The organism is Streptomyces sp. NPDC001351, assembly GCF_042896045.1.
Classification (GTDB): Bacteria; Actinomycetota; Actinomycetes; order Streptomycetales; family Streptomycetaceae; genus Streptomyces.
Genome location: NZ_JBIAWS010000004.1, coordinates 334,163 through 352,754 on the forward strand (window position 1 = coordinate 334,163; position 18,592 = coordinate 352,754).

Below are 18,592 nucleotides of genomic sequence, written 5' to 3' on the forward strand. Positions count from 1 at the left end.
TCAAGTGGGATCACAACCGCGACTTCGACGACGCCGTCCACGACGGCCGACCCGGCGTGCAGGCGCGGACGACGGGCGGTCTACCCGGCTCCTGGACGAATGGCGCGGCCGCCACCCAGGGTTGGAGATCGAGTCCTGCCTGCGGCGGCGCCGTCTTCGCCTACCTACAGTTGGCCACCTCCGTCGCCGAGAACGGCGCGCCCGTACGCCTCCCGGAGCTGGAGCCCGAGACCCGCTACACCCTGCGCGTGCCCCCGAGCTCCTCTTCCCCCCCAAGACACCTGGCCCCGGGCTGGGCCAGGCGGCCGGCCGCGCAGGCCTCGTGGTCCCCCGCGCGCCGCAGGGCTCCCCGCTTCGCTGAGGAAGCGGGGAGCCCTGCGGTCGGCCCGGGTGGAGGCGGCCCGCCGGATCTACGCCGGGGCTGCTTCCTTCGCGGACCAGGTCAGTCCACGTTGACCACCTTCCACAGCTGGCTGTCGGCGTTGGTGTCCGTCGCCTGGACGAGCTGGGTGCCTGCCGAGGTCGACCCCCCGGACACGTCGAGCAGCTTGCCGCTGTTCACGTTCTTGATCTTGTAGTAGCCGTTTCCGGTGTCGATCAGCGTCCAGTGCTGGTCCGTGGCGTTGGTGTCGGTCGCCTGGATGATGTTCGCACCGTCCGCGGTGGAAGCACCGCTGACGTCCAGGACATTGGGGCTGTTCCGGCTGACGACCTTGTAACTGCCGTCACCCACCGGGACGAAGCTCCAGTTCTGGTTCGCCTGACCGTTGTCGGTCCACTGGTCGATGATGCGCCCGGAGGCCGTCGACGCACCCGAGACGTCGGCCACAAGCGCGCTCTTCTTGTCGATCAGCTTGTAGTTGGCGTTCGTGGCCGGGAACGAGATGGAGGCGAAAGCGTCCACCGCGCAGACGGTGCCGTTGGAGGCGGTGTTCTTCGTCCCGGTGCACACCACCTTGATCGTGTGCGGGCCCGCGGCCAGGTCCGTCTTCTCGAACAGCGGTACCTGCTTCGTCACCGTCGAGGCATAGGCGTCGATGCCTGCCTGGGCGAGGGTGCCGTCGAGGTAGACGTCCACCTTGCCCATGTTCGGCTGCGTCATGCCGAGGTACCGCACGCCCGAGCCGTTGAACGAGAACTCGGCGTAGTTGCCCGCGGTGCCCGTGTACTTCTCGGACCCGTTCAGGTCCTTCGTGTCGTTCCAGTTCGACCAGGTCCCGGAGTAGGTGAGACCGGAGTCCTTGTCGTCGACGTGGTTCCAGCGCTGCCGCACGAGGGCCCCTTCGACGCCATCTGAGCGCGCTTGTCGTTGACGTAGAGCGCGCGGAGCTTGACGTCGCGGTTCAGCGAGGCCTTCCAGATGTTCCCGCTGTGCTGCGTCCAGCCGGTCACCTGAACGCCTCCGTTCAGGACCGGCTTCTCGTTCTGGTAGGCGGAGTACACGACATGGTGGCCGTTCGTCCCGGAGTCGGCCGAGGTGAAGGCGATCGTGCTGCTCACCGGGTAGTTTCCGCCGCGGAGAAAGACGTTGATGTCTCCGGTCATGTCGCTGTTGACGGTGCGCACCACGTCCCGCGCGTGCTGCAGGGTCTTGAACGGCGCCGTGATCGTCCCGGCGTTGGCGTCGTCGCCGTTGGGCGCGACGTAGTACGTCGCCTGGGTTGCGGCCGAGGCCGGGAGCGGTGCGGCGAGGGAGGTCAGCAGCGTGGCAGAGACGGCCGCCGCAAGCGCCACTGGCGCCTTGCGGACGACGGAGGGGAGGGGCTTCATCCTGATCCATCCTGGTGGCTCGGACGGTCGAGCAGACGCTCATCGCGGCTCGGCGATTTCTGTGGGTGAAATTAGCCGCCCTATGACCAGGCTCCATCAAGGGCTTACGCAGGCTTCATTTCGAGAGAACAGTGCCTCGATAGCCTTCAGGGCGAGATTATGTCCGTTAACTCCCTATAAACCCCTTCTCTCTTTGGGGGCACTGACACGCATTCTCGCTACCGAATGAGTACTACTCATTTCTGGAGGCGGAGGAGTCGGCCCCGCCGCCCATCGGGGCAGCGGGCCGGTGCGGGAGCGTCAATCCACCGCCTGGACCTGTCCGGCCGCAGTTCGGCGGCGATGTAGCCCTTGTCGGCCAGAATCAGCAGGCCAAGCCGGGCGACGGCCAGGTGCGGTTCTTCGTCGACCAAAGCGGCCAGGACCTGCCGTTCATCGACTTTCGGATCGACCAGACAGCCTCTGAACGCCCGCCAGGGACCGGATGACCCGCTTGATCAGGCCCAGCGCGGCCAGCGGGCCTCTCGGTCGCCACAACCCGATGTTGGACACCCTCCCTGCGTCCGTGAACCCCGAAATCGGAACTACTCGTCCAGGGCTTCACGCCTCACCGTGCCCCGCGCAGTGGCCTGCGTCCCCTCCACGGAGGAGTTCATCAGCCGCCTCAAGGAGGCCGGACTTTTCGTACGGACTTCTCGCACGCACCAAGGTGCTGCCCTCCGGCGACCTGAACTGGAGAATGCCGGTCAGATCGACCGCAGCACCCAGGGCATGCCATGCCGTCCATCCAAGCCGCGGTCAGCGACGTGGCAGGCGGCAACTGGCGGGACAGTGCGCGGGGTCTGCTCGTCCTCGTCCAGGCCTTCGCCGAGGGCGCCCGCTACGACTTCATCTCCTCCCGGATCCAGCAGGCGATGCGCACCAACGACATCTGGACCTCGGGGGCCTGGGACACCGTCAGCGGCAACGGGGGCGCGGGACAGGACTTCCAGGTGACAGGCAGGGAGCTGGAGAACCGGTGGGAGGCCATTTCAAACTGCCTCCAGGAAGCCACGAACCACGGCGTTCCGGTGAACTTCCAGATCGGCAACGGGCGGTTCGCCACCCTCCAGGCGCTCGACGCCCAGGTGGCCATGACGCTGACCTGGCAGTAGGGCAGGAGGGCTCTGCCCCGGTCGCGGTTCTCCCGGCGTTCCCTGCCCCGCCGGAACTGTCCGGGGGCAAGTGGTTCGGTGGAGGGTGGTTCTGTTGATCAGACCAGGGCTACAGGCCAGGCCAAGGGCCTCCGGGAGATGACGTCTGTCCAGGTCAGACACATAGCGCCGATCACCCTGGGGGGTGGCCGGACCACCAGCATCAGGCCTATCTGGATCACTGTCTCCGGATTCTCGAGGCTGAGGGGGCGAGCAGAACACAGATCTACGGAATCGGAGGCGCACGCGATGCGCGTTGTGATCATGGGTGGGACGTCCGGGATCGGCCTCGCAGCAGCCGAGAGACTGACTGCTGCCGGCGCCGAGGTGATCGTGACCGGACGGGACCCCGAGAAGCTGGCGGCAGCCAAGGACCGGGTGGCCGGTGCCGAACAGATCGACGGCACCTCGGAAACGGACGTGACGGAGTTCTTCGAGCGGATCGGCGCCATCGACCATCTCGTGCTGGCATTCAGCCCGGGCGCGCTCGGGCTCGGATCGCTCACGGACGTGAGCCTGACCAGCATCAGGGGCGCCTTCGACGGCAAGCTCTTCCCGTACCTGCACGCGATCCAGAAGGCCGACGTCACCGGCTCGGTCACGATGATCTCCGCAGCCACCGCGAGGGCTGCCCTGCCCGGCAGCGTGGCGCTCGCCGCGGTCAACGGGGCGATCGAGCGGATCGTGTCCCCGCTCGCAGCCGAACTGGCTCCGGTGCGGGTCAACGCCGTGGCCCCCGGGGCCGTCGACACTCCCTGGTGGTCGTTCCTGCCGGAGGAACAGCGTGCGGCTCAGTTCACCGCCGTGGCGGCGGACCTTCCGGCCAAGCGGATCGGACGGCCCGGCGACGTCGCGAACGCGATCGCCTACCTCATCGGCGCCGACTACGTGACGGGCACGGTCCTCCCGGTCGACGGCGGGTTCACGGTCGCTTGACGTTCACTCACCCGGAATCCTTATGCGCTTCAGGAATTGGCTCTCCACTTCTGAGCCCGGTGGTAGCAGGTACGACACCAGCGTCTTGTCGTCGTTCGCCACGTGCAGCTTCACGTAATCGAGGGTGACCTCGCCGAGCAGCGGATGGTCGATGGTACGGGCCTTGGGCACGAACGGCGCCAGTTCCTTGCGTCGCCACAAGCGGGCGAAGTCGGGGCTGGCGTCAGCAAGTTCCGCGATGAGTCCGGTGATCTCGGGCGCCAGGATGCCTTCGTTCGCCTGCGTGCGGAACAGCGCGACGGTGAGCGCGGCCTCCGTCTCCCAGTCTCGGGTCATCTCCCGCACCTCGGGTGCGGTAAACGTGAGCCACAGGACGTTGCGCCGCGATGTGGGCAGGGCGGCCAGGTCACCGTAGAGGAGTTCGCAGCCGCGGTTCCAGGCCAGGATGTCGAACCGCGGGTTCACGATGAAGGCCGGGTTCGGGTCGAGGTGGGTGAGCAACAGCTTGTACTGGGGTGGCAGTTCGGCGCGCGAAGGCGCCCCGTCCGGAGGCGGTTCATCGGCCAGCCGGAAGAGATGGGCACGCTCGACCTCATCAAGTCCAAGTGCAGTGGCCAGGCTCCCGAGAATCTGACGCGAGACGCGGATTTTGCGGGCCTGCTCCAGCCACGTGTACCAGGTGATGCTCACCCCGGCGAGCGTCGCGACTTCCTCACGCCGCAGCCCGGGAGTGCGCCGCCGCCCGAAGGTCGGCAGCCCCGCCTCCTCTGGCGTACGCCGCGCCCGCCGACTGCGGAGGAACTCTGCAAGCTCACGCCTGCGGTCCGGCGTTGTCATCCGTCCACCGCGGTGACCGGTTCGACGCGTTCCCGGAAGTCCTCGACGGGCCCGCCGAACAGCCCGCCCTCCGTGCCGGCAGAAGAAATCACCGTGAAAGCCTGTTCTTCAGTGCATGCGAGCGTTCTTGCGCATGCCTTCATCTGCAGGGACATCGCACCTCCGGCCGCTCGGTCACCACGAACTCCAGGCCAACCGATCTTCCCAGCCGGCCAACAGTTGTCTACGCCCGCAAGTGTCCCGCCTCATTTGAGTTGGCGTCGGGTGGGGCTTTGAACCGGGGCTCACGCGGTGAAAGGGCCCAGAGCTCCGGAACTGTCCCGTCTCATCGAGGGCTGCGCGGTCCCACCGGAGTCTGGGGGTGGGCTCCGCCGCTCCCTGAATCGGGTGGCGGCCGCGGCGAGGTCCACGATCGGGGCGGGGTAGTCCAGGCCCTGCCGGGTGGCTGTGTCGAGGTGGACGACGCGGTGGACCGCGGTGGCGTCGAGGTGGCTGAGCTCGGGGAGCCAGCGGCGTACGTACTCACCGCGGGGGTCGTACCGGCGTGCCTGGACGAGTGGGTTGAGGAGCCGGTTCGGGCGCGTGTCCGTGCCGGTCCCGGCGACCCATTGCCAGTTGAGCTGGTTGTTCGCCACATCGCCGTCGACAAGGAGGTCCAGGAAGTGGCGGGCGCCCGCCCGCCAGTCCACGTACAGCGTCTTGGTGAGAAAGCTCGCCGCGAGCAGGCGGGCACGGCCCGGCATCCAGCCCTCGTGGCGAAGCTGTCGCAGGGCGGCGTCGACGACGGGGTAGCCCGTGCGGCCGTCCTGCCAGGCTTCGAACTCCTTCGTGGCGCGGCGCCAACGGTCGTGCCGGGGCCGGTAGTCGTGGTCGGCGGCGTCGGGGCGGGCCGCCAGGACCTGGTGGTGGAAGTCCCGCCAGGCGAGCTGGCGGACGAAGACACGCGCACCGGGATCGTCCTGGGCGCGGGCCCGGTGCAGCAGTTCGGTGGGTGAGAGGCAGCCGAAGTGCAGGTAGGGAGAGAGCCGGGACGTCGCGTCGGCGGCCAGGTCGTCATGCCGGTCGCCGTAGGCGGACAGCGGGCCCGCCAGCCATGACCGCAGCCTGCGGCGGGCCTCGGACTCCCCGCCGGCGGGCAGGCCCGGCGAGGTGGAACCCGACGTGAGGGACTCTGCGCGAGGAAGGCCGGCCGAGCCCACGTCCGGTAGCCGTACGGCGTCCGGTGCCGGCAGGACGCCGCGCACGGAGAAGCTCTCCCATCGGCGGAAGTACGGGGTGAAGACCGCGAAGTGGTCCTTGCCCGCGGGCGTCAGCGCCCCCGGTGGCACAGCCGTCAACGAGGCATCGTGGACGCGTAGTTCGCGCCGGTCGCCGGCGAGCTCCGCGCGCAGCCGGTCCTCGCGCCGTGCCGCGTAGCGGCTCACCCCGCCCGCGATGTGCACCACGGCGGCCCCCGTCTCCGCCGCCACCCGGCAGGTCTCCTCGACCACGTCACCGACGCGCACCACCAGCCGGCCGCCCCGGGCCCGCAGGGCCGTGTCGAGATCGGCCAGGCTGCCGGCGAGGAACGCCGCGCGGTTGGGTCCGGCGAAGCCGGTGCGGCGGATGCCGCTGTCGACGACGAAGAGCGGGACCACACGTTCCGCGTCCTTCACAGCGGCCTGAAGGACCGGGTTGTCGTGCACCCGCAGGTCGGCGGTGAACAGGGCGACCGAGACGCGCACGGTTCCTCGAACCTCCTCAGTGCGTACGGGCCGCTTCAGAGGCAGCCGACTCGGCCGCGGCGGCGATGTTGCGGACCATGCCGCCGAAGACCGCGGCGTGGAAGGGGGCCACCCCCCACCAGTAGGCGTGCCCGGCCAGGCCGTGCGGATGGAACAGGGCCCGCTGCCGGTACACCGTGCGCCCCTGTGGATCCCGGTCGACGGCCATCTCCAGCCAGGCCAGGCCCGGCAGTCGCATCTCCGCGCGCAACCGGAGCAGCCGGCCCGGCTCGATCTCCTCCACTCGCCAGAAGTCCAGGCTGTCGCCGACCCGCAGCCTGGTCGCGTCCCGGCGGCCCCGGCGCAGACCGACACCGCCCACCAGAGCGTCCAGCCAGCCCCGCAGGGACCAGGCCAGCGGCGAGGAGTACCAGCCGTTCTCGCCGCCGATCGCCTCCACCACCCGCCACAGCGCCTGCGGCGGCGCCGCGACCGTGCGCTCGCGGTGATCCGTGTAGAGACTCCCGCCCGCCCAGTCGGGGTCGGTGGGCAGCGGGTCGCTGGGGGCGCGGGGAGTCGAGGCCGAGGACCACCTGGTGGCGACGTCCGCGTCCTGCACACGCCGCAGAGCCAGCCGGATCGCCCGGTCCAGACCCACCGGTCCCTCCGGCGGGTCCGGCACGTAACGGACGATGTCCCGCTCGGCGCAGACCACCTCGTGCCTGAGCGACTCGACCAGCGGGCGCGCGAGAGCGCCCGGCACCGGGGTGACCAGACCGACCCAGAGACTGGACAGCCGGGGGGTGAGCGGCGGAACCGGGACGATGACCCGTTTCGGCAGCCCGGCGACGACGGCGTACCGCCGCATCATCTCCTCGTACGTGACGATGTCCGGTCCGCCGATGTCGAAGGCGCGGTTCACGTCGTACGGCAGCCTCGCGCATCCCACGAGGAAGCGCAGCACGTCGCGGACGGCGATGGGCTGGATGCGGGTGCGCACCCAGCTCGGGGTCACCATCACGGGCAGCCGCTCGGTCAGATATCGCAGCATCTCGAACGAGGCCGAACCCGACCCGATGATCACGGCTGCCCGCAGTACGGCGGTCGGCACGCCCGAGGCCAGGAGGATGCGGCCCACTTCGGTGCGGGACCGCAGATGGGGTGACAGTGCGTGCTCGGGTACTCCGGAAGGGCTGAGTCCGCCGAGGTAGACGATCCGGCGGATTCCGGCGGCCCGCGCCTGCTCACCGAAGATCCGGGCCGCACGCCGGTCGGTCTCCTCGAAGTCCCGACCGGTGCCCAGCGCGTGCACCAGGTAGTACGCGACGTCCATGCCCTCCATGGCCGCGCGCACGGCGCCCTCGTCCGTCACGTCCCCGCGCACCGCCTCCGCCTGCCCGGCCCACGGATGATCCCGCAGCTTGCCGGGCGAGCGGGCCAGGCAGCGCACGGAATGCCCGGCGGCCAGCAACTCCGGCACCAGCCTTCCGCCCAGGTAACCGGTGGCGCCGGTGACCAGACAGCGCAGCGGCCGGTCGTCGTCGGTCATGCCGGTCGCACGCATGCCTGCCGAGTGCGCCTTGTCCGGCGACGGCCTGCGGGCCGGGGCGCAGGAAACGTCATGGCTCTCATGTCCTCCTGGGAGGTGCCTTCCGAGGGGCCCTGCCGCTGTTCCCTGACCCCATGCTTGGGGCCGCGGACGAACACCGCAACCTCGCCGTCCCCGGCCGGAGGGCGGTGACAACGGCTTCGCCGCATGCCCGGGTGCCGACCGTTCCGGGGCGCCCCGGTGTCGGCACCGCCGTCATGCACCGAGGTGGGTGAGGACGGCGAAGACGGGGGTACGGCAGGGACGTGCCCTATCCGTGCCCGTAAGTACGGACAATCCCTTTGGCGTCCCCGCGGGACGGCGGCGTTCAGATCGGATGGGGTTGGGAAGGCGTGGTTGGCAAGGTCACTCGCCGCAGTCCCCTCAGGAAAGTCCGCACCATGGCAGACAACGCACAAGCGACAGCCGTCCCCGGCTGGGTCCTGAAGTTCATGGACGCCATCGACACCCTGGAGTTCGGCAAGGGCTTCGCGCCACTGACCGACAACACCGACATGTACTTCGGCACCGCGCACATCCACGGCGTCGAGGCCATCAAGGAGTTCTTCGTCAAGATCGACGCGCCGCTGGTCATCAGCCATGAGGTACTGGAGTTCTGGACCGCGGGCGACGGCGTCCGTCTGCTGCGCGGTGAGGCGGTCATGGCCAAGAAGAGCGAACCGGAGCGGGTGGTGCGCGCCCCCTTCATGCACATCTTCTACCTCGACCAGGAAGAGCCGGTGCGCATCCGGACGATCCGGGTCACCGCGGGCCCACTGCAGACCGACGCCGTGATGTGACCCGGCTCAGGGCAAGGCACGCGAGGTCACGGCTTGCCGGTCACCGCGCAGAATTCGTCGATGTCGCGGGTGCGGCCCGCGTCCGCGGGGTCGGGACGCCGACGCGTGAGGGGAACGATGCCGGGTTCGAGCAGTTTCCGGACCGTCGGCCAGTGGCCTGCTGTTGAGCAGGTCCAGCGGCGCGTCCATGCCGCTCTCCCTCTGGATCGAATCATTCGACGGGTTGACCCACACCCGTGCCGGCGGGGCGAGGAACCAACCAGACTACGCATTTCAAAGGGGTCAGATATGAACTCGGTGCACCACCGGACCGCCACTGTCGACGGCTATGAGATCTTCTACCGCGAAGCCGGCCACTCCGACGCCCCCGTGATCGTCCTGCTGCACGGCTACCCGACCAGCTCGTTCATGTTCCGCGAACTCATCCCGCTGCTGGCCGACGACTACCACGTCATCGCGCCGGACCACCTCGGCTTCGGCCACTCCGACGCCCCCCTCGTAGGGGAGTTCACCTACACCTTCGACGCCCTCACCGACCTCACCTCCGGACTGCTCGACCAACTGGGCCTGGACCGCTACGCCCTCTACGTCCAGGACTACGGCGCCCCCATCGGATGGCGCCTGGCGCTCCAGCACCCCGAACGGATCTCCGCCCTCGTCACCCAGAACGGCAACGGCTACGAGGACGGTTTCGTCGAGTCGTTCTGGACCGACGTCTGGGCCTACGGAGCGAACCCCGGCCCCGACACCGAACCCGCCGTCCGCGCCGCGCTGGGCGTCGACGCCATCCGCTGGCAGTACCTGCACGGCGTGCCCGACCCGAGCCTGGTCAGCCCGGACACCTGGGAGCACGACTTCGCCCTCGTGTCTCGCGAGGGCAACGACGAGGTCCAGCTGGCGCTGTTCCGCGACTACCAGAACAACCGTCCGCTCTACCCGCTGCTGCACGAATTCCTACGCACCAGCGAGGTACCGGTGCTCGCCGTGTGGGGCCGCAACGACGAAATCTTCGGTCCGGCGGGTGCGCGGGCCTTCGCCCGCGACGCCAAGGAGGCAGAGGTGCACCTGATCAACGGCGGTCACTTCCTGCTGGAGAGCCACCTGGACGTCGTCGCGGGTTACCTGCGCGGCTTCCTCGGGCGGGTACTGGGACAAGAACTCGCGCAGACAGGCAGATAAGGCGTCTGCTCATGGGCGCAGGTGAGGGCGTGCCTTCCGGCGGTGAGTCCTCCATGCTTGGCGGATGAGACTACGTACGGTGATGACGGCGTCGGCGAGGTCGAAGAAGGCGTCCATCACGGTGAGTCGACACTCGTAGCATCGGGCGAGGCGGTGGAAGGCGTTGTGCCGGGCGTGGGTGCGCTCCATGTGCCACCGTCGACTTGCCTGAATCGGCCCTTTCTCTCCTTTGCGTGCAATCCGGCCGAGCTCAAGTTGGGGGCCAACCGCCACGACTCACCATTGCTCGTCCCGACCCTGGACCTCGACGAACTTGGGCCGCTACCAGACGACATCGCCATCCATCTGGACGTCGGCTACGACTCCGCCACAACCCGCACCCTGCTCGACGGCGCAGCCCGTCGTCGGGCCGCGGGGACGGTCAGGCTGCCGGTGCGAATGCGGTGATGGCGTCGGCGAGGTCGGCCGGGGCTTCCAGCGGGATCAGGTGACCGGTGTGGGGGACCACCACGAAGTCGGGGTGGGAGAGGTAGGGCACCAGGTTGTCGCGGAGCACGCCGACGGGCTCCACCTGGTCGTGTTCTCCGGCGACGACGAGAGCGGGCACGCTGACCATGCGCGTGTGTTCGGTGATGTCCTGCGCGATGCCGTGCAGCGGCCACTCGATGCGGGCGGCGTCGGTGACGGTCCGCGAGTCGGTCACGATCTGCGCCTTGACCGACGCGGGCAGCTCGGTCGCGGTGAGGACGTGATCCCGTGCCCCGGCCACGGACTCGGCGGAGTCGTACGCGAGCGACAGGGCTTCCTGGTACTCGGGAGTCACCTGTGCGGCGGGCTTCGCCGGGCCGGAGCCGACGAGAACCATGCCGCGCAGGCCGGCGGGCCGGGTGGCCGCGACCAGCTGTGCGACCTTGCCGCCCATCGAATGCCCCACCAGGACGTAGTCGGTGACCCCCGCATCCGCGAGCACGGCGAGTGTGTCGTCGGCGAGCTGACCGAGCGTGTAGGGGCCGGGCAGAGCGCTCGACCGGCCCCACCCGCGGAAGTCGACCGTGAGCACGTCACGGCCCGCCAGGCGGTCGACGACGAGGTCCCAGGTGCGGGCGGAACCGCCCCAATAGTGCAGGAACACCAGAGTCGGTCCGGTCCCCGGCCGATGGTCGTAAGTGGGCAGTAGCGTCTGCTGCGTCGTGTCCATGACGGCTCTTCCAGTCGATGCTCTGGGCGATTTCCCTGTGCATTCATTGAAACTTCCGCACCCGGACGGGGCATCGGCGTGACTGGTCGCCCGATGGTGAAAACTGGACACGTGAGCGTGATCCGGCAAATGACCTACCAGCCCGCGGGACGCCGCGCCGCCTCGGTCGAGACGATGACGTTCGGCCGCCTTCGCGAGCTGAACGACGGCGGCACGCAGCGCGCCGACTTCCACGTCCTTGCCGTCATCGACACCGGACCCGGCTCAGTCACCGTCGATTTCCGCCGCCACCCGCTCCAAGATCACTCCGCGGTGTGGATTCCACCCGGCGCCGTGCACCGGTGGGACGACATCGCCGACGTGGCAGGACACCTCGTGCTGTTCGTGCCGACCGCGCCGGTCACCCACGCCACCCGAGAACTGGTCGCCTCCCCGGACCCGGCCGCGCACTGGAGCATCCCCGACGCCGACTGGCCCTTCGTCGACACGGCACGCAGCCATCTCCTCCTCGAGGCATCCGCCCCACCCAGTGACTCCCGGACGGAGCTGCCCGAAATCCTGCTCTCCGCGCTCATCACCCGACTGCACCCACCGCACGCCGAAGCACGGCTCACCCCTCCGGTGTTCCGGTTGTTCCGCTCCAGCGTCGAAGCGCACTTCCGGCAACACCACGACGCCGGCTACTACGCCCGTGCGCTGGGATACGCGCCCCGCACCCTCTCACGAGCGGTGCAGCAGGCCACCGGCCGCACCGCGAAGGCGTACATCGTCGAACGGATCACCCTGGAAGCCAAACGGCTCCTCGCACACGACCGCCTCACCGCCGCCCGCTGCGCCGACATACTCGGCTTCCCCGACGCCTCCAACTTCTCGGTGTTCTTCCACAAGGCCACAGGCAAGCGTCCGGGCGCGTGGCAGGCGCACTCCGCCGTCGTCCGCGCGGTCAGGCCTGCGAGCGCCCATGAGCCGGGGACCTCCGCTGCGACGGCCGACGCCTGCTGCGGAGTCACCGCATGCTGCAGCCCGCAGGAACATGCGGCCAAGCCGTCGACCACCGTGGCGGAGGCCAAGGCCGCTTCGGGATACGGCTGCCAGAGCTGATCCGCATGGCTCCCGGGGCGCCGTCGGATCAGGCTGGGGTGGTGCCGGTGGCCCATGGGCGGCCCCCGGCAGTGTCCGCGCCTGGGGAAAGAGATCGTGGTCCGGACACATGACCGCCCAGGACGTGTGGCGCAGGGTCGAGGCCCGTGGTGGGCGCTCTGGCAGAGTCATGCTCCCGGCAGCACCGCCTCGTTTTCGATGGGTGCGAGTACCCGGTCCAGCCAGGCCAGCAGGTCGCCCTCGACTTCGGTGCGGTTGGTCTCGTTGAACAGCTCGTGCCGTGCTTCGGGGTAGACGCGGTAGGTGATGTCGGTGAGGCCGGCCTGCCGGTAGCGGTCGACGAGCAGATCGCTCAGCGTGAGCCCGGCGTTGAGCGGGTCCCGGTCGCCGACCAGGACGTGGACAGGCAGATGTGCCGGGATGCCCCGGGGCTGCGCGAGCGCTGCCGAGGCGGCGGCGACCTGCCGCATTCCCTCGGCGTCGAGGCTGGCGCCGCACAGCGGGTCCGCGAGGTAGGCGTCGACGGCTTCGGGGTCACGGCTGAGCCAGTCGAACGGCGTCCGAGCCGGTTCGAAGCCTTTGTTGAGGGCGAGGAGCGGGTCCCCGGTGTCGGCCGCCTGGTGGGCGAGCATCGCGTCGACCGCGGTGGTGCCGGCCAGAGCCAGGGCGTCGATGAGGTGGGAGTGGTGCAGTGCGTACTGCTGCGCGGCGAAGGAGCCGAGGCTGTGACCGAGCAGCACCAGGGGCAGACCGGGGTGCCGCTCCCGGATCGTCCCGGAGAGTGTCGCCAGATCGCCTACGAGGCCGTTCCAGCCGTCCTCGCCGAGATGGCCGGGTGCGGCATGTCTGCTGAGCCCGTGTCCCCGGTGGTCGTTGGCGTACACGGCGAAGCCCCGGGCCGTCAGCGCCCGGGCGAGCGCGGCGTAGCGGCCGGCGTGTTCGCCCATGCCGTGCGCGATCTGCACCACGCCGCGCGGCGGTCCGTCGGGCTGCCATTCGTGCACGTGAATGCGTATGCCGTCCTTGCCGCTGTCGAAAGTGAACATGGTTCTCCTGGGAAAAGGTGAGGGGAGAGGCGTGGTACGAGCCGGAGAGGGGTCAGGAACTTTCGCCCAGGTAGCCGGCCACGATCCGGGACCGGTCCGCTCTCAGTTCCCGGGCCGTGGCCTGCACGGTGAGTTCGCCGTGGGACAGGACGCAGCCTCGGTCGGCGACTTCCAGGGCGAGGCCGACGTGCTGCTCGACGAGCAGCACCCCGCAGCCGGAATCGTCCGCGAAGCGCCGGACGACGGGCAGCAGTTCCTCGACGATGACCGGGGCGAGTCCGAGACTGAGTTCGTCGAGCAGCAGCAGCCTGGGACGGCGGGCCAGCGCCCGCCCCAGAGCGAGCATCTGCTGTTCTCCGCCGGACAGGAGTCCGGCCTTGCGGTCCCGCAGGCGGGTCAGGACCGGGAAGTAGGCGTACGCCGCCTCCTCGTCCAGCCGTTCTCCCCGGTGTCCCAGCCGCAGGTGTTCCGCCACGGTCAGTGAGGAGAAGATGCCCCTGCCTTCCGGGACATGGGCGATTCCCCGTCGCGCGCGGGCCGCCGCCGGCACCTGGTCGAGAGGTGTTCCGGTGAAGGCGATGGTCCCGGCGGAGGAACGCAGCAGCCCGGAGACGGCCTTGAGCGTGGTGGTCTTGCCGGCGCCGTTGGCACCCAGCAGGGCGACGACCTCGCCCGCGCCGACGGTGATGTCGAGGTTGCGGACGACGGCGGCGCCGTCGTAGCCGGCCGTGAGTCCGGACACTTCCAGGACGGGTGTGCTCATGATGTCTCCGGTGCGCTGCTGAAAACCCCGGGTCGGCCGGTGGCGAGAGAAGGAGTGGCGCCGTCCGGTAGGGGTACGTCGGCGGGCTGGACGGCGGACGCGCCGAGATAGGCGGTGATGACGGCAGGGTCGTCGCGGACCCGGCTCGGGGGCCCCGCCGCGATCACCTTGCCGAACTCCAGGACGACCAGGTGGTCGCAGATGCCCATCACCAGGCCCATGTCGTGGTCGATGAGGAGCAGTGCCGTACCGGCGTCGGCGACGGCGCGCAGGCGGCGGCCGAGTTCGGCGCTCTCCACGGTGTCCAGGCCGGCGGCGGGCTCGTCGAGGCAGATGATGCGGGGGCGGGCGGCCAGGGCCCGGGCCACGCCGACGAGTTTGCGCTGTCCCTGGGACAGTTCGGCCGGGGAGGCGTCGGCGAGATCCCGCAGGCCCAGAGTCGTGAGCGCGTCGGCGACGGCGGAGGGCGGCGGTGTGCGGCGGCCGAAGGTCTCGCCGAACACCCTGACCCAGCTGGGGTGTTCCGCCGTCACGCGCAGGTTCTCCGTCACCGTGAGGTCCTCGAAGAGTTCGCTGCTCTGGAAGGTGCGGGCGAGACCTCGGCGGGCCCGGGCGTGCGGGGGCATGCCGGACAGGTCCTCGCCGTCCAGTTCCACCCGGCCCCGGGAGCTCACCAGTCCGCTGACCGCGTCCACGAAGGTGGTCTTGCCCGCGCCGTTCGGGCCGATCAGTCCCACCAGTTGGCCCTCGGCGACATCCAGGGTGACATCGCTGAGTGCGTGGACGCCGCCGTAACTGACGCCCAGCGAACGGACCTTGAACATGCTCATCGAGCGACCTCCTCGGGGGCGGGGGCGGGCGCCGTGTTGGCCCCGGCGGTGTCCGCCGTGGCGTCCACGGCGAGGGCCTGGGCGGCTTTCGCCGCGCGGGCGGCTTGTTTGGCCTTCTTTCGGCGGTAGTTGGCGCCCGCGATGCCGTCCGGGTTGGCGATCAGGGTCAGGATGAGGGAGACGCCGCCGAAGAGCAGGGCCCAGGTCCCCTTGATGCCGAACCATCTGTCCAGGGCGTGCGGGATGAGTGCCTCGGTGGACATCAGACCGGCGATGACGGCTCCGGAGACCATCGTGATGCCGCCGATATAGGCGAAGCCGATGAGGCCGAGTGCGGCCAGCGCGGTGAACCGGACCGCGCTGACGGAGCCGAAGTTGTAGCCGTACAGGGTCCCCGCGGCGCTGGCGATGAAGGAGCTGATGGCGAACGCCGCGATCTTCACCCCTCGTACGTTGACGCCTGCCGCCGCGGCCGCGCGCTCGTTGGAGCGGACGGCGAGCATGCGCCGGCCCAGCCCGGTGCGTCGGAGGTTGGCCACGTACAGCCCCAGGGCGACGGCGACGGACAGGACGAGGAAGCCGAAGAGGGGGCTGGGTTCGTTGCCGTCCAGGCCGCGGAAGTCCGCGCCCGGACCGAGGTCCACCCCGAACAGGCGGGGAGGGGGCACCGTCACTCCGGCGGTGCCGCCGAAGGAGGTGTTGGTGAACAGGGCCTGTTCCATCGCGAGCGCGGCGGCCAGCGTGACGACGGCCAGGCTCACCCCGCGGACCCGCAGGGCGGAGATGCCGGCCGCCACACCGAGCAGGGTGGCCAGCAGGGTCGCGCCGAGGGCGTTGAAGGGGAAGGGGATGTGCAGTCCGGTCGCCAGGTGGGACAGGGCGAAACCGGCGGTGCCGGAGAGCGCGAGCTGCATCACGGAGATCTGTCCCACGTAGCCGGTGATGACGACGTAGGAGAGGACGATGATCGCGCCGATCAGCGAATTGGTCAGCGCCTGGCGGAAGTCGAACGGCAGCACGACCAGGGCGAGGGCGGCGGCGGCCGTGGCCAGGACGGCCGGTCGCAGCAGTCGGTCCGGCAACGGTACGGCGGGCAGCCGCTGCTCGACGAGTTCACCGCGGCGCGGCAGGCCCGCCCCCTTCACATAGAGCGCGACGATCATCAGGAGGAAGATCAGCAGCTGCTGGAGTCCGGGCATGGCGTTGCCGTTGTCGGTCGGGAACCAGCTCTGGGTGGACAGGTAGTAGACGACCGACTGCAGGACGCCGATGAGGATGCCGGCGGAGCAGGCGATCCACAGTGAGGTGAATCCGGCGAAGAGAGCCGCCGCCAGGGCCGGGACCACCTGCAGCGGGAGCGTGACGGAGTCGACCTGGACGATGGGTGCGGCCAGGACACCGAGCAGCCCCGCGATCAGCGCGGACAGCAGGGTGTTGGCGAGGGAGACGCTGTTGGGCGACAGACCGGCCAGCAGGGCCGCCTGTTCGTTCTCCGAGGCGGCGCGGGTGGCGAGCCCGAACCGGGTCCACCGGTACAGGGCCCCGAGGGCGAGCGCGACAGCGATCACCAGCCCGGTCAGGATGAAACGGTCGACGGGCGTGGTGACGCCCAGGACGGTGACGGCGTTCGAGGGCAGGATGCTGGGGGCCTGCTGGGGCTGGGTTCCGAACACCAGCAGCACGGCGGCCTGAAGGGTGAGCAGAATGCCGAGGGACGCCGCGAGCTTGGCCAGTGGCGAGACCGCGCGCAGGGGCTTGAACACCGCGACCTCGGTGAGCACGCCGACCGCGAGCGCCGCCATGAGCGCCCCCGCCAGGGCGGCGGCGGTCGGCAGGGAGAAGCCGAAGAAGCCGGTGCTCAGAGCCCAGAAGACATAACCGGCGACCATCGCGACGGCGCCGGTCGACAGGTTGATGATGCCCGAACCCCGGTAGGTCGCCACGACGCCGAGTGCGATGCCGGCGATCAGTGCCCCCTGGCCCAGGCCGAGCACGGCGAAGAGCAGGATCTGTTCCATTTCTTACTCCTGGAGCGCCGTGTTCCTGAGGCCGAAGGAAGCCGTCGGGCCCCGGGAACACGGCACGGGAAGGTCTGTCGCGGGCCGGACGCGACCCGGGCGGACGGTGGGACGGTGGTCACCGGGGCGGGCGGAGCCAGTCGGTCAGCGGCTGGAAGGCACCCTTGCCCTTGTACTGGTAGAACCGCGCCTGGTCGTTGCAGACCGCGGGGGCGTCCGGGTACTTGGCGCACTTGACCTCGGCGGCGCCCATGACGACCGGCCCGGTGAACTTCTTCAGCTGCGCGGAGACAGCAGCCGGGGTGATCTTGTCGGCTCCCACGGCGTCGAGCGCCTTGGCGTACGTCAGGATCGTGCTCCAGGCCACGGGTGCGAAGACCTGGGACGCGGTGGCCTTGTCCAGCCCCACCTGGCCGGATGCCGCAAGGAACGCCTTGGAGTCGGCGGCCGAGGTGTCGGTCGGCAGCGTCTGGGCGACGCCGTACGTCCAGGTGGGCAGATCACCGCCCAGGCCCTTGGCCACGTCCGGTGACATGCACAGGGGCGTGGACACCACGGGCTTGTTGATGCCGAGCTGTTTGATCGCCTTGGCGACTCCGACGCACCCGGAGCCGATCGTGATGGGCACGATGACATCGGCGGAGTTGGCGCCTGCCGCGGTGACCGGGCCGATCAGGTCCGTGGCCTGCGCGTCGAAGCCGACCGACTTGACGGTGAGGCCGGCGGCCTCGAGTCCCTTGACCGCGGCGCTTGAAGCGATCTTGTCGCCGGGGGTGTTCGTGTGGATGACGGCCGCCGTCTTCGCCTTGAGGACGTCACGCGCGTACGTGCCCCAGGTGCCGAAGATGTGCGGCAGGTCGCCGAAGGTGCTGTAGGTGTTCTTCGCCGTGGGCAGGGTGGGTCCCGTCGCCACGCCGACCAGAACCGGCTTCCTGCCCGCCACCACGGAGTTGAAGGAGGCGTCGCCCAGGTACAGGTTGCCGAGGGCGATGGCGGAGACCGCCTTGTCGCCGAGCAGTTGCTGGCCGCACTTCTGCCCCTCCTCCTCGGCGGAGACCACCGTGCAGACGTTCAGTGCCAGCGGGTGGCCACCGATTCCGCCCAGCTTCTCGTTGACGTACCGAACCGCTGCCTTGGCGCCCAGGGTCGCCTCGGGGCTGCCGCCGGGGCCGCCCTCGACGTTCACCCAGCCGAGCGTGACCGGGGAGAGGCCGGAGTCGGCCTTGCCCGCCTTTCCTCCCACGTAACTCTGGTAGTCGGTCACCACGGCGGCCGACGGGCGGGTGTCCGCGGTGGCTGACGAGTCGGCCGCGGCAGCGCCGGTCGAGGCAGAGCCCGGGCTCTGCGCGCCGCTGCAGGCGGTGAGGCCCACGACGGGCGCCAGGAGGGAGGCGATGAGGCTCAGTCTTCGGACACGCGAGGGGGTGGGCATACGAGACCTCCGTGGAGCGGAGCGAAGGGGAAGACATGCCGGAGGGCATGCGCAACGGGGAGTGGTGACGAGTCGGCCGGAAACCTTCAGCACACGCGGTGACCAGCACGGAAAGCAGCTCGGGACACCCGGAAAAGGCCTGTTCAAGCGGCCTTCCGAGGTTTCGTAACTTTCTTACGAACCGGGAATCTAGGTGTA

At 69.6% G+C, this 18,592-nt stretch carries 15 protein-coding genes and 3 pseudogenes; 6 read left to right on the forward strand and 12 right to left on the reverse strand.

Translation table 11 applies throughout. The features are described 5' to 3' along the window. Positions 1-442: 442 nt before the first annotated feature. Positions 443-1,273: an RICIN domain-containing protein gene (locus ACFY1U_RS16430; protein ID WP_390694803.1), complete on the reverse strand. Its 831-nt coding sequence runs from the start codon at positions 1,271-1,273 to the stop codon at positions 443-445. Further along, positions 1,183-1,770 carry a hypothetical protein gene (locus ACFY1U_RS16435; protein ID WP_390694804.1) on the reverse strand — a complete coding sequence of 196 codons (588 nt, stop codon included), beginning with the start codon at positions 1,768-1,770 and terminating at the stop codon, positions 1,183-1,185. Before ACFY1U_RS16435 ends, ACFY1U_RS16430 begins: the two co-directional genes overlap by 91 nt. A 776-nt stretch (positions 1,771-2,546) precedes the next feature. Between ACFY1U_RS16435 and ACFY1U_RS16440 the strand changes: the two genes are divergently transcribed. After that, the gene (locus tag ACFY1U_RS16440) at positions 2,547-2,924 is read left to right on the forward strand and encodes a ribosome-inactivating family protein (RefSeq protein ID WP_390694805.1); all 378 of its coding nucleotides are present in this window, start codon (positions 2,547-2,549) and stop codon (positions 2,922-2,924) included. A gap of 288 nt (positions 2,925-3,212) precedes the next feature. Next, complete coding sequence (locus tag ACFY1U_RS16445) at positions 3,213-3,899, forward strand: SDR family oxidoreductase (protein ID WP_390694806.1); 687 nt, start codon at positions 3,213-3,215, stop codon at positions 3,897-3,899. A 3-nt stretch (positions 3,900-3,902) separates the two neighbouring features. Here the strand turns inward: ACFY1U_RS16445 and ACFY1U_RS16450 are convergent, their stop codons facing one another. The 3 genes from ACFY1U_RS16450 to ACFY1U_RS16460 form a co-directional block, all read right to left on the reverse strand. Beyond that, positions 3,903-4,736 carry a helix-turn-helix transcriptional regulator gene (locus ACFY1U_RS16450; RefSeq protein WP_390694807.1) on the reverse strand — a complete coding sequence of 278 codons (834 nt, stop codon included), beginning with the start codon at positions 4,734-4,736 and terminating at the stop codon, positions 3,903-3,905. 284 nt (positions 4,737-5,020) lie between these two features. Then, positions 5,021-6,460: a cryptochrome/photolyase family protein gene (locus tag ACFY1U_RS16455; RefSeq protein ID WP_390694808.1), complete on the reverse strand. Its 1,440-nt coding sequence runs from the start codon at positions 6,458-6,460 to the stop codon at positions 5,021-5,023. A gap of 16 nt (positions 6,461-6,476) precedes the next feature. Next, positions 6,477-8,003: an SDR family oxidoreductase gene (locus ACFY1U_RS16460; protein ID WP_390694809.1), complete on the reverse strand. Its 1,527-nt coding sequence runs from the start codon at positions 8,001-8,003 to the stop codon at positions 6,477-6,479. A 425-nt stretch (positions 8,004-8,428) separates the two neighbouring features. On the opposite strand from ACFY1U_RS16460, the gene ACFY1U_RS16465 reads away from it, so the two are divergent. Further along, the gene (locus ACFY1U_RS16465) at positions 8,429-8,827 is read left to right on the forward strand and encodes a nuclear transport factor 2 family protein (RefSeq protein ID WP_366895892.1); all 399 of its coding nucleotides are present in this window, start codon (positions 8,429-8,431) and stop codon (positions 8,825-8,827) included. Positions 8,828-9,115: 288 nt separating this feature from the next. Next, complete coding sequence (locus tag ACFY1U_RS16470) at positions 9,116-10,006, forward strand: alpha/beta fold hydrolase (RefSeq protein ID WP_390694810.1); 891 nt, start codon at positions 9,116-9,118, stop codon at positions 10,004-10,006. 9 nt (positions 10,007-10,015) lie between these two features. On the opposite strand, the pseudogene ACFY1U_RS16475 reads toward ACFY1U_RS16470, so the two are convergent. Next, positions 10,016-10,252, reverse strand: a pseudogene (locus ACFY1U_RS16475) (IS5/IS1182 family transposase); the annotation flags it as partial. Positions 10,253-10,264: 12 nt separating this feature from the next. Between ACFY1U_RS16475 and ACFY1U_RS16480 the strand changes: the two are divergent. Beyond that, positions 10,265-10,396: pseudogene (locus ACFY1U_RS16480) on the forward strand (IS5/IS1182 family transposase); the annotation flags it as partial. A gap of 31 nt (positions 10,397-10,427) precedes the next feature. Here ACFY1U_RS16480 and ACFY1U_RS16485 read toward each other — a convergent pair. Beyond that, positions 10,428-11,204, reverse strand: coding sequence for an alpha/beta fold hydrolase (locus tag ACFY1U_RS16485; protein ID WP_390694811.1), 777 nt, complete (start codon positions 11,202-11,204; stop codon positions 10,428-10,430). Between the two features lie 111 nt (positions 11,205-11,315). On the opposite strand from ACFY1U_RS16485, the pseudogene ACFY1U_RS16490 reads away from it, so the two are divergent. Continuing rightward, a pseudogene (locus ACFY1U_RS16490) lies at positions 11,316-12,134 on the forward strand (helix-turn-helix domain-containing protein); the annotation flags it as partial. Positions 12,135-12,472: 338 nt separating this feature from the next. On the opposite strand, the gene ACFY1U_RS16495 reads toward ACFY1U_RS16490, so the two are convergent. The 5 genes from ACFY1U_RS16495 to ACFY1U_RS16515 all read right to left on the reverse strand — a co-directional run bounded on the left by ACFY1U_RS16495 (position 12,473) and on the right by ACFY1U_RS16515 (position 18,394). Next, positions 12,473-13,351, reverse strand: a complete 879-nt coding sequence (locus ACFY1U_RS16495) for an alpha/beta fold hydrolase (protein ID WP_390694812.1) — start codon at positions 13,349-13,351, stop codon at positions 12,473-12,475. 52 nt (positions 13,352-13,403) lie between these two features. Beyond that, positions 13,404-14,114 carry an ABC transporter ATP-binding protein gene (locus tag ACFY1U_RS16500; protein WP_390694813.1) on the reverse strand — a complete coding sequence of 237 codons (711 nt, stop codon included), beginning with the start codon at positions 14,112-14,114 and terminating at the stop codon, positions 13,404-13,406. Next, complete coding sequence (locus tag ACFY1U_RS16505; protein ID WP_390694814.1) at positions 14,111-14,944, reverse strand: ABC transporter ATP-binding protein; 834 nt, start codon at positions 14,942-14,944, stop codon at positions 14,111-14,113. Before ACFY1U_RS16505 ends, ACFY1U_RS16500 begins: the two co-directional genes overlap by 4 nt. After that, entirely contained in the window at positions 14,941-16,962 is a 2,022-nt protein-coding gene (locus tag ACFY1U_RS16510) for a branched-chain amino acid ABC transporter permease (RefSeq protein ID WP_390694815.1), read from the reverse strand. Before ACFY1U_RS16510 ends, ACFY1U_RS16505 begins: the two co-directional genes overlap by 4 nt. A 118-nt stretch (positions 16,963-17,080) precedes the next feature. Then, a complete protein-coding gene (locus ACFY1U_RS16515; protein WP_390694816.1) occupies positions 17,081-18,394 on the reverse strand; it encodes an ABC transporter substrate-binding protein in 1,314 nt (437 codons plus the stop codon). Positions 18,395-18,592: the final 198 nt, after the last annotated feature.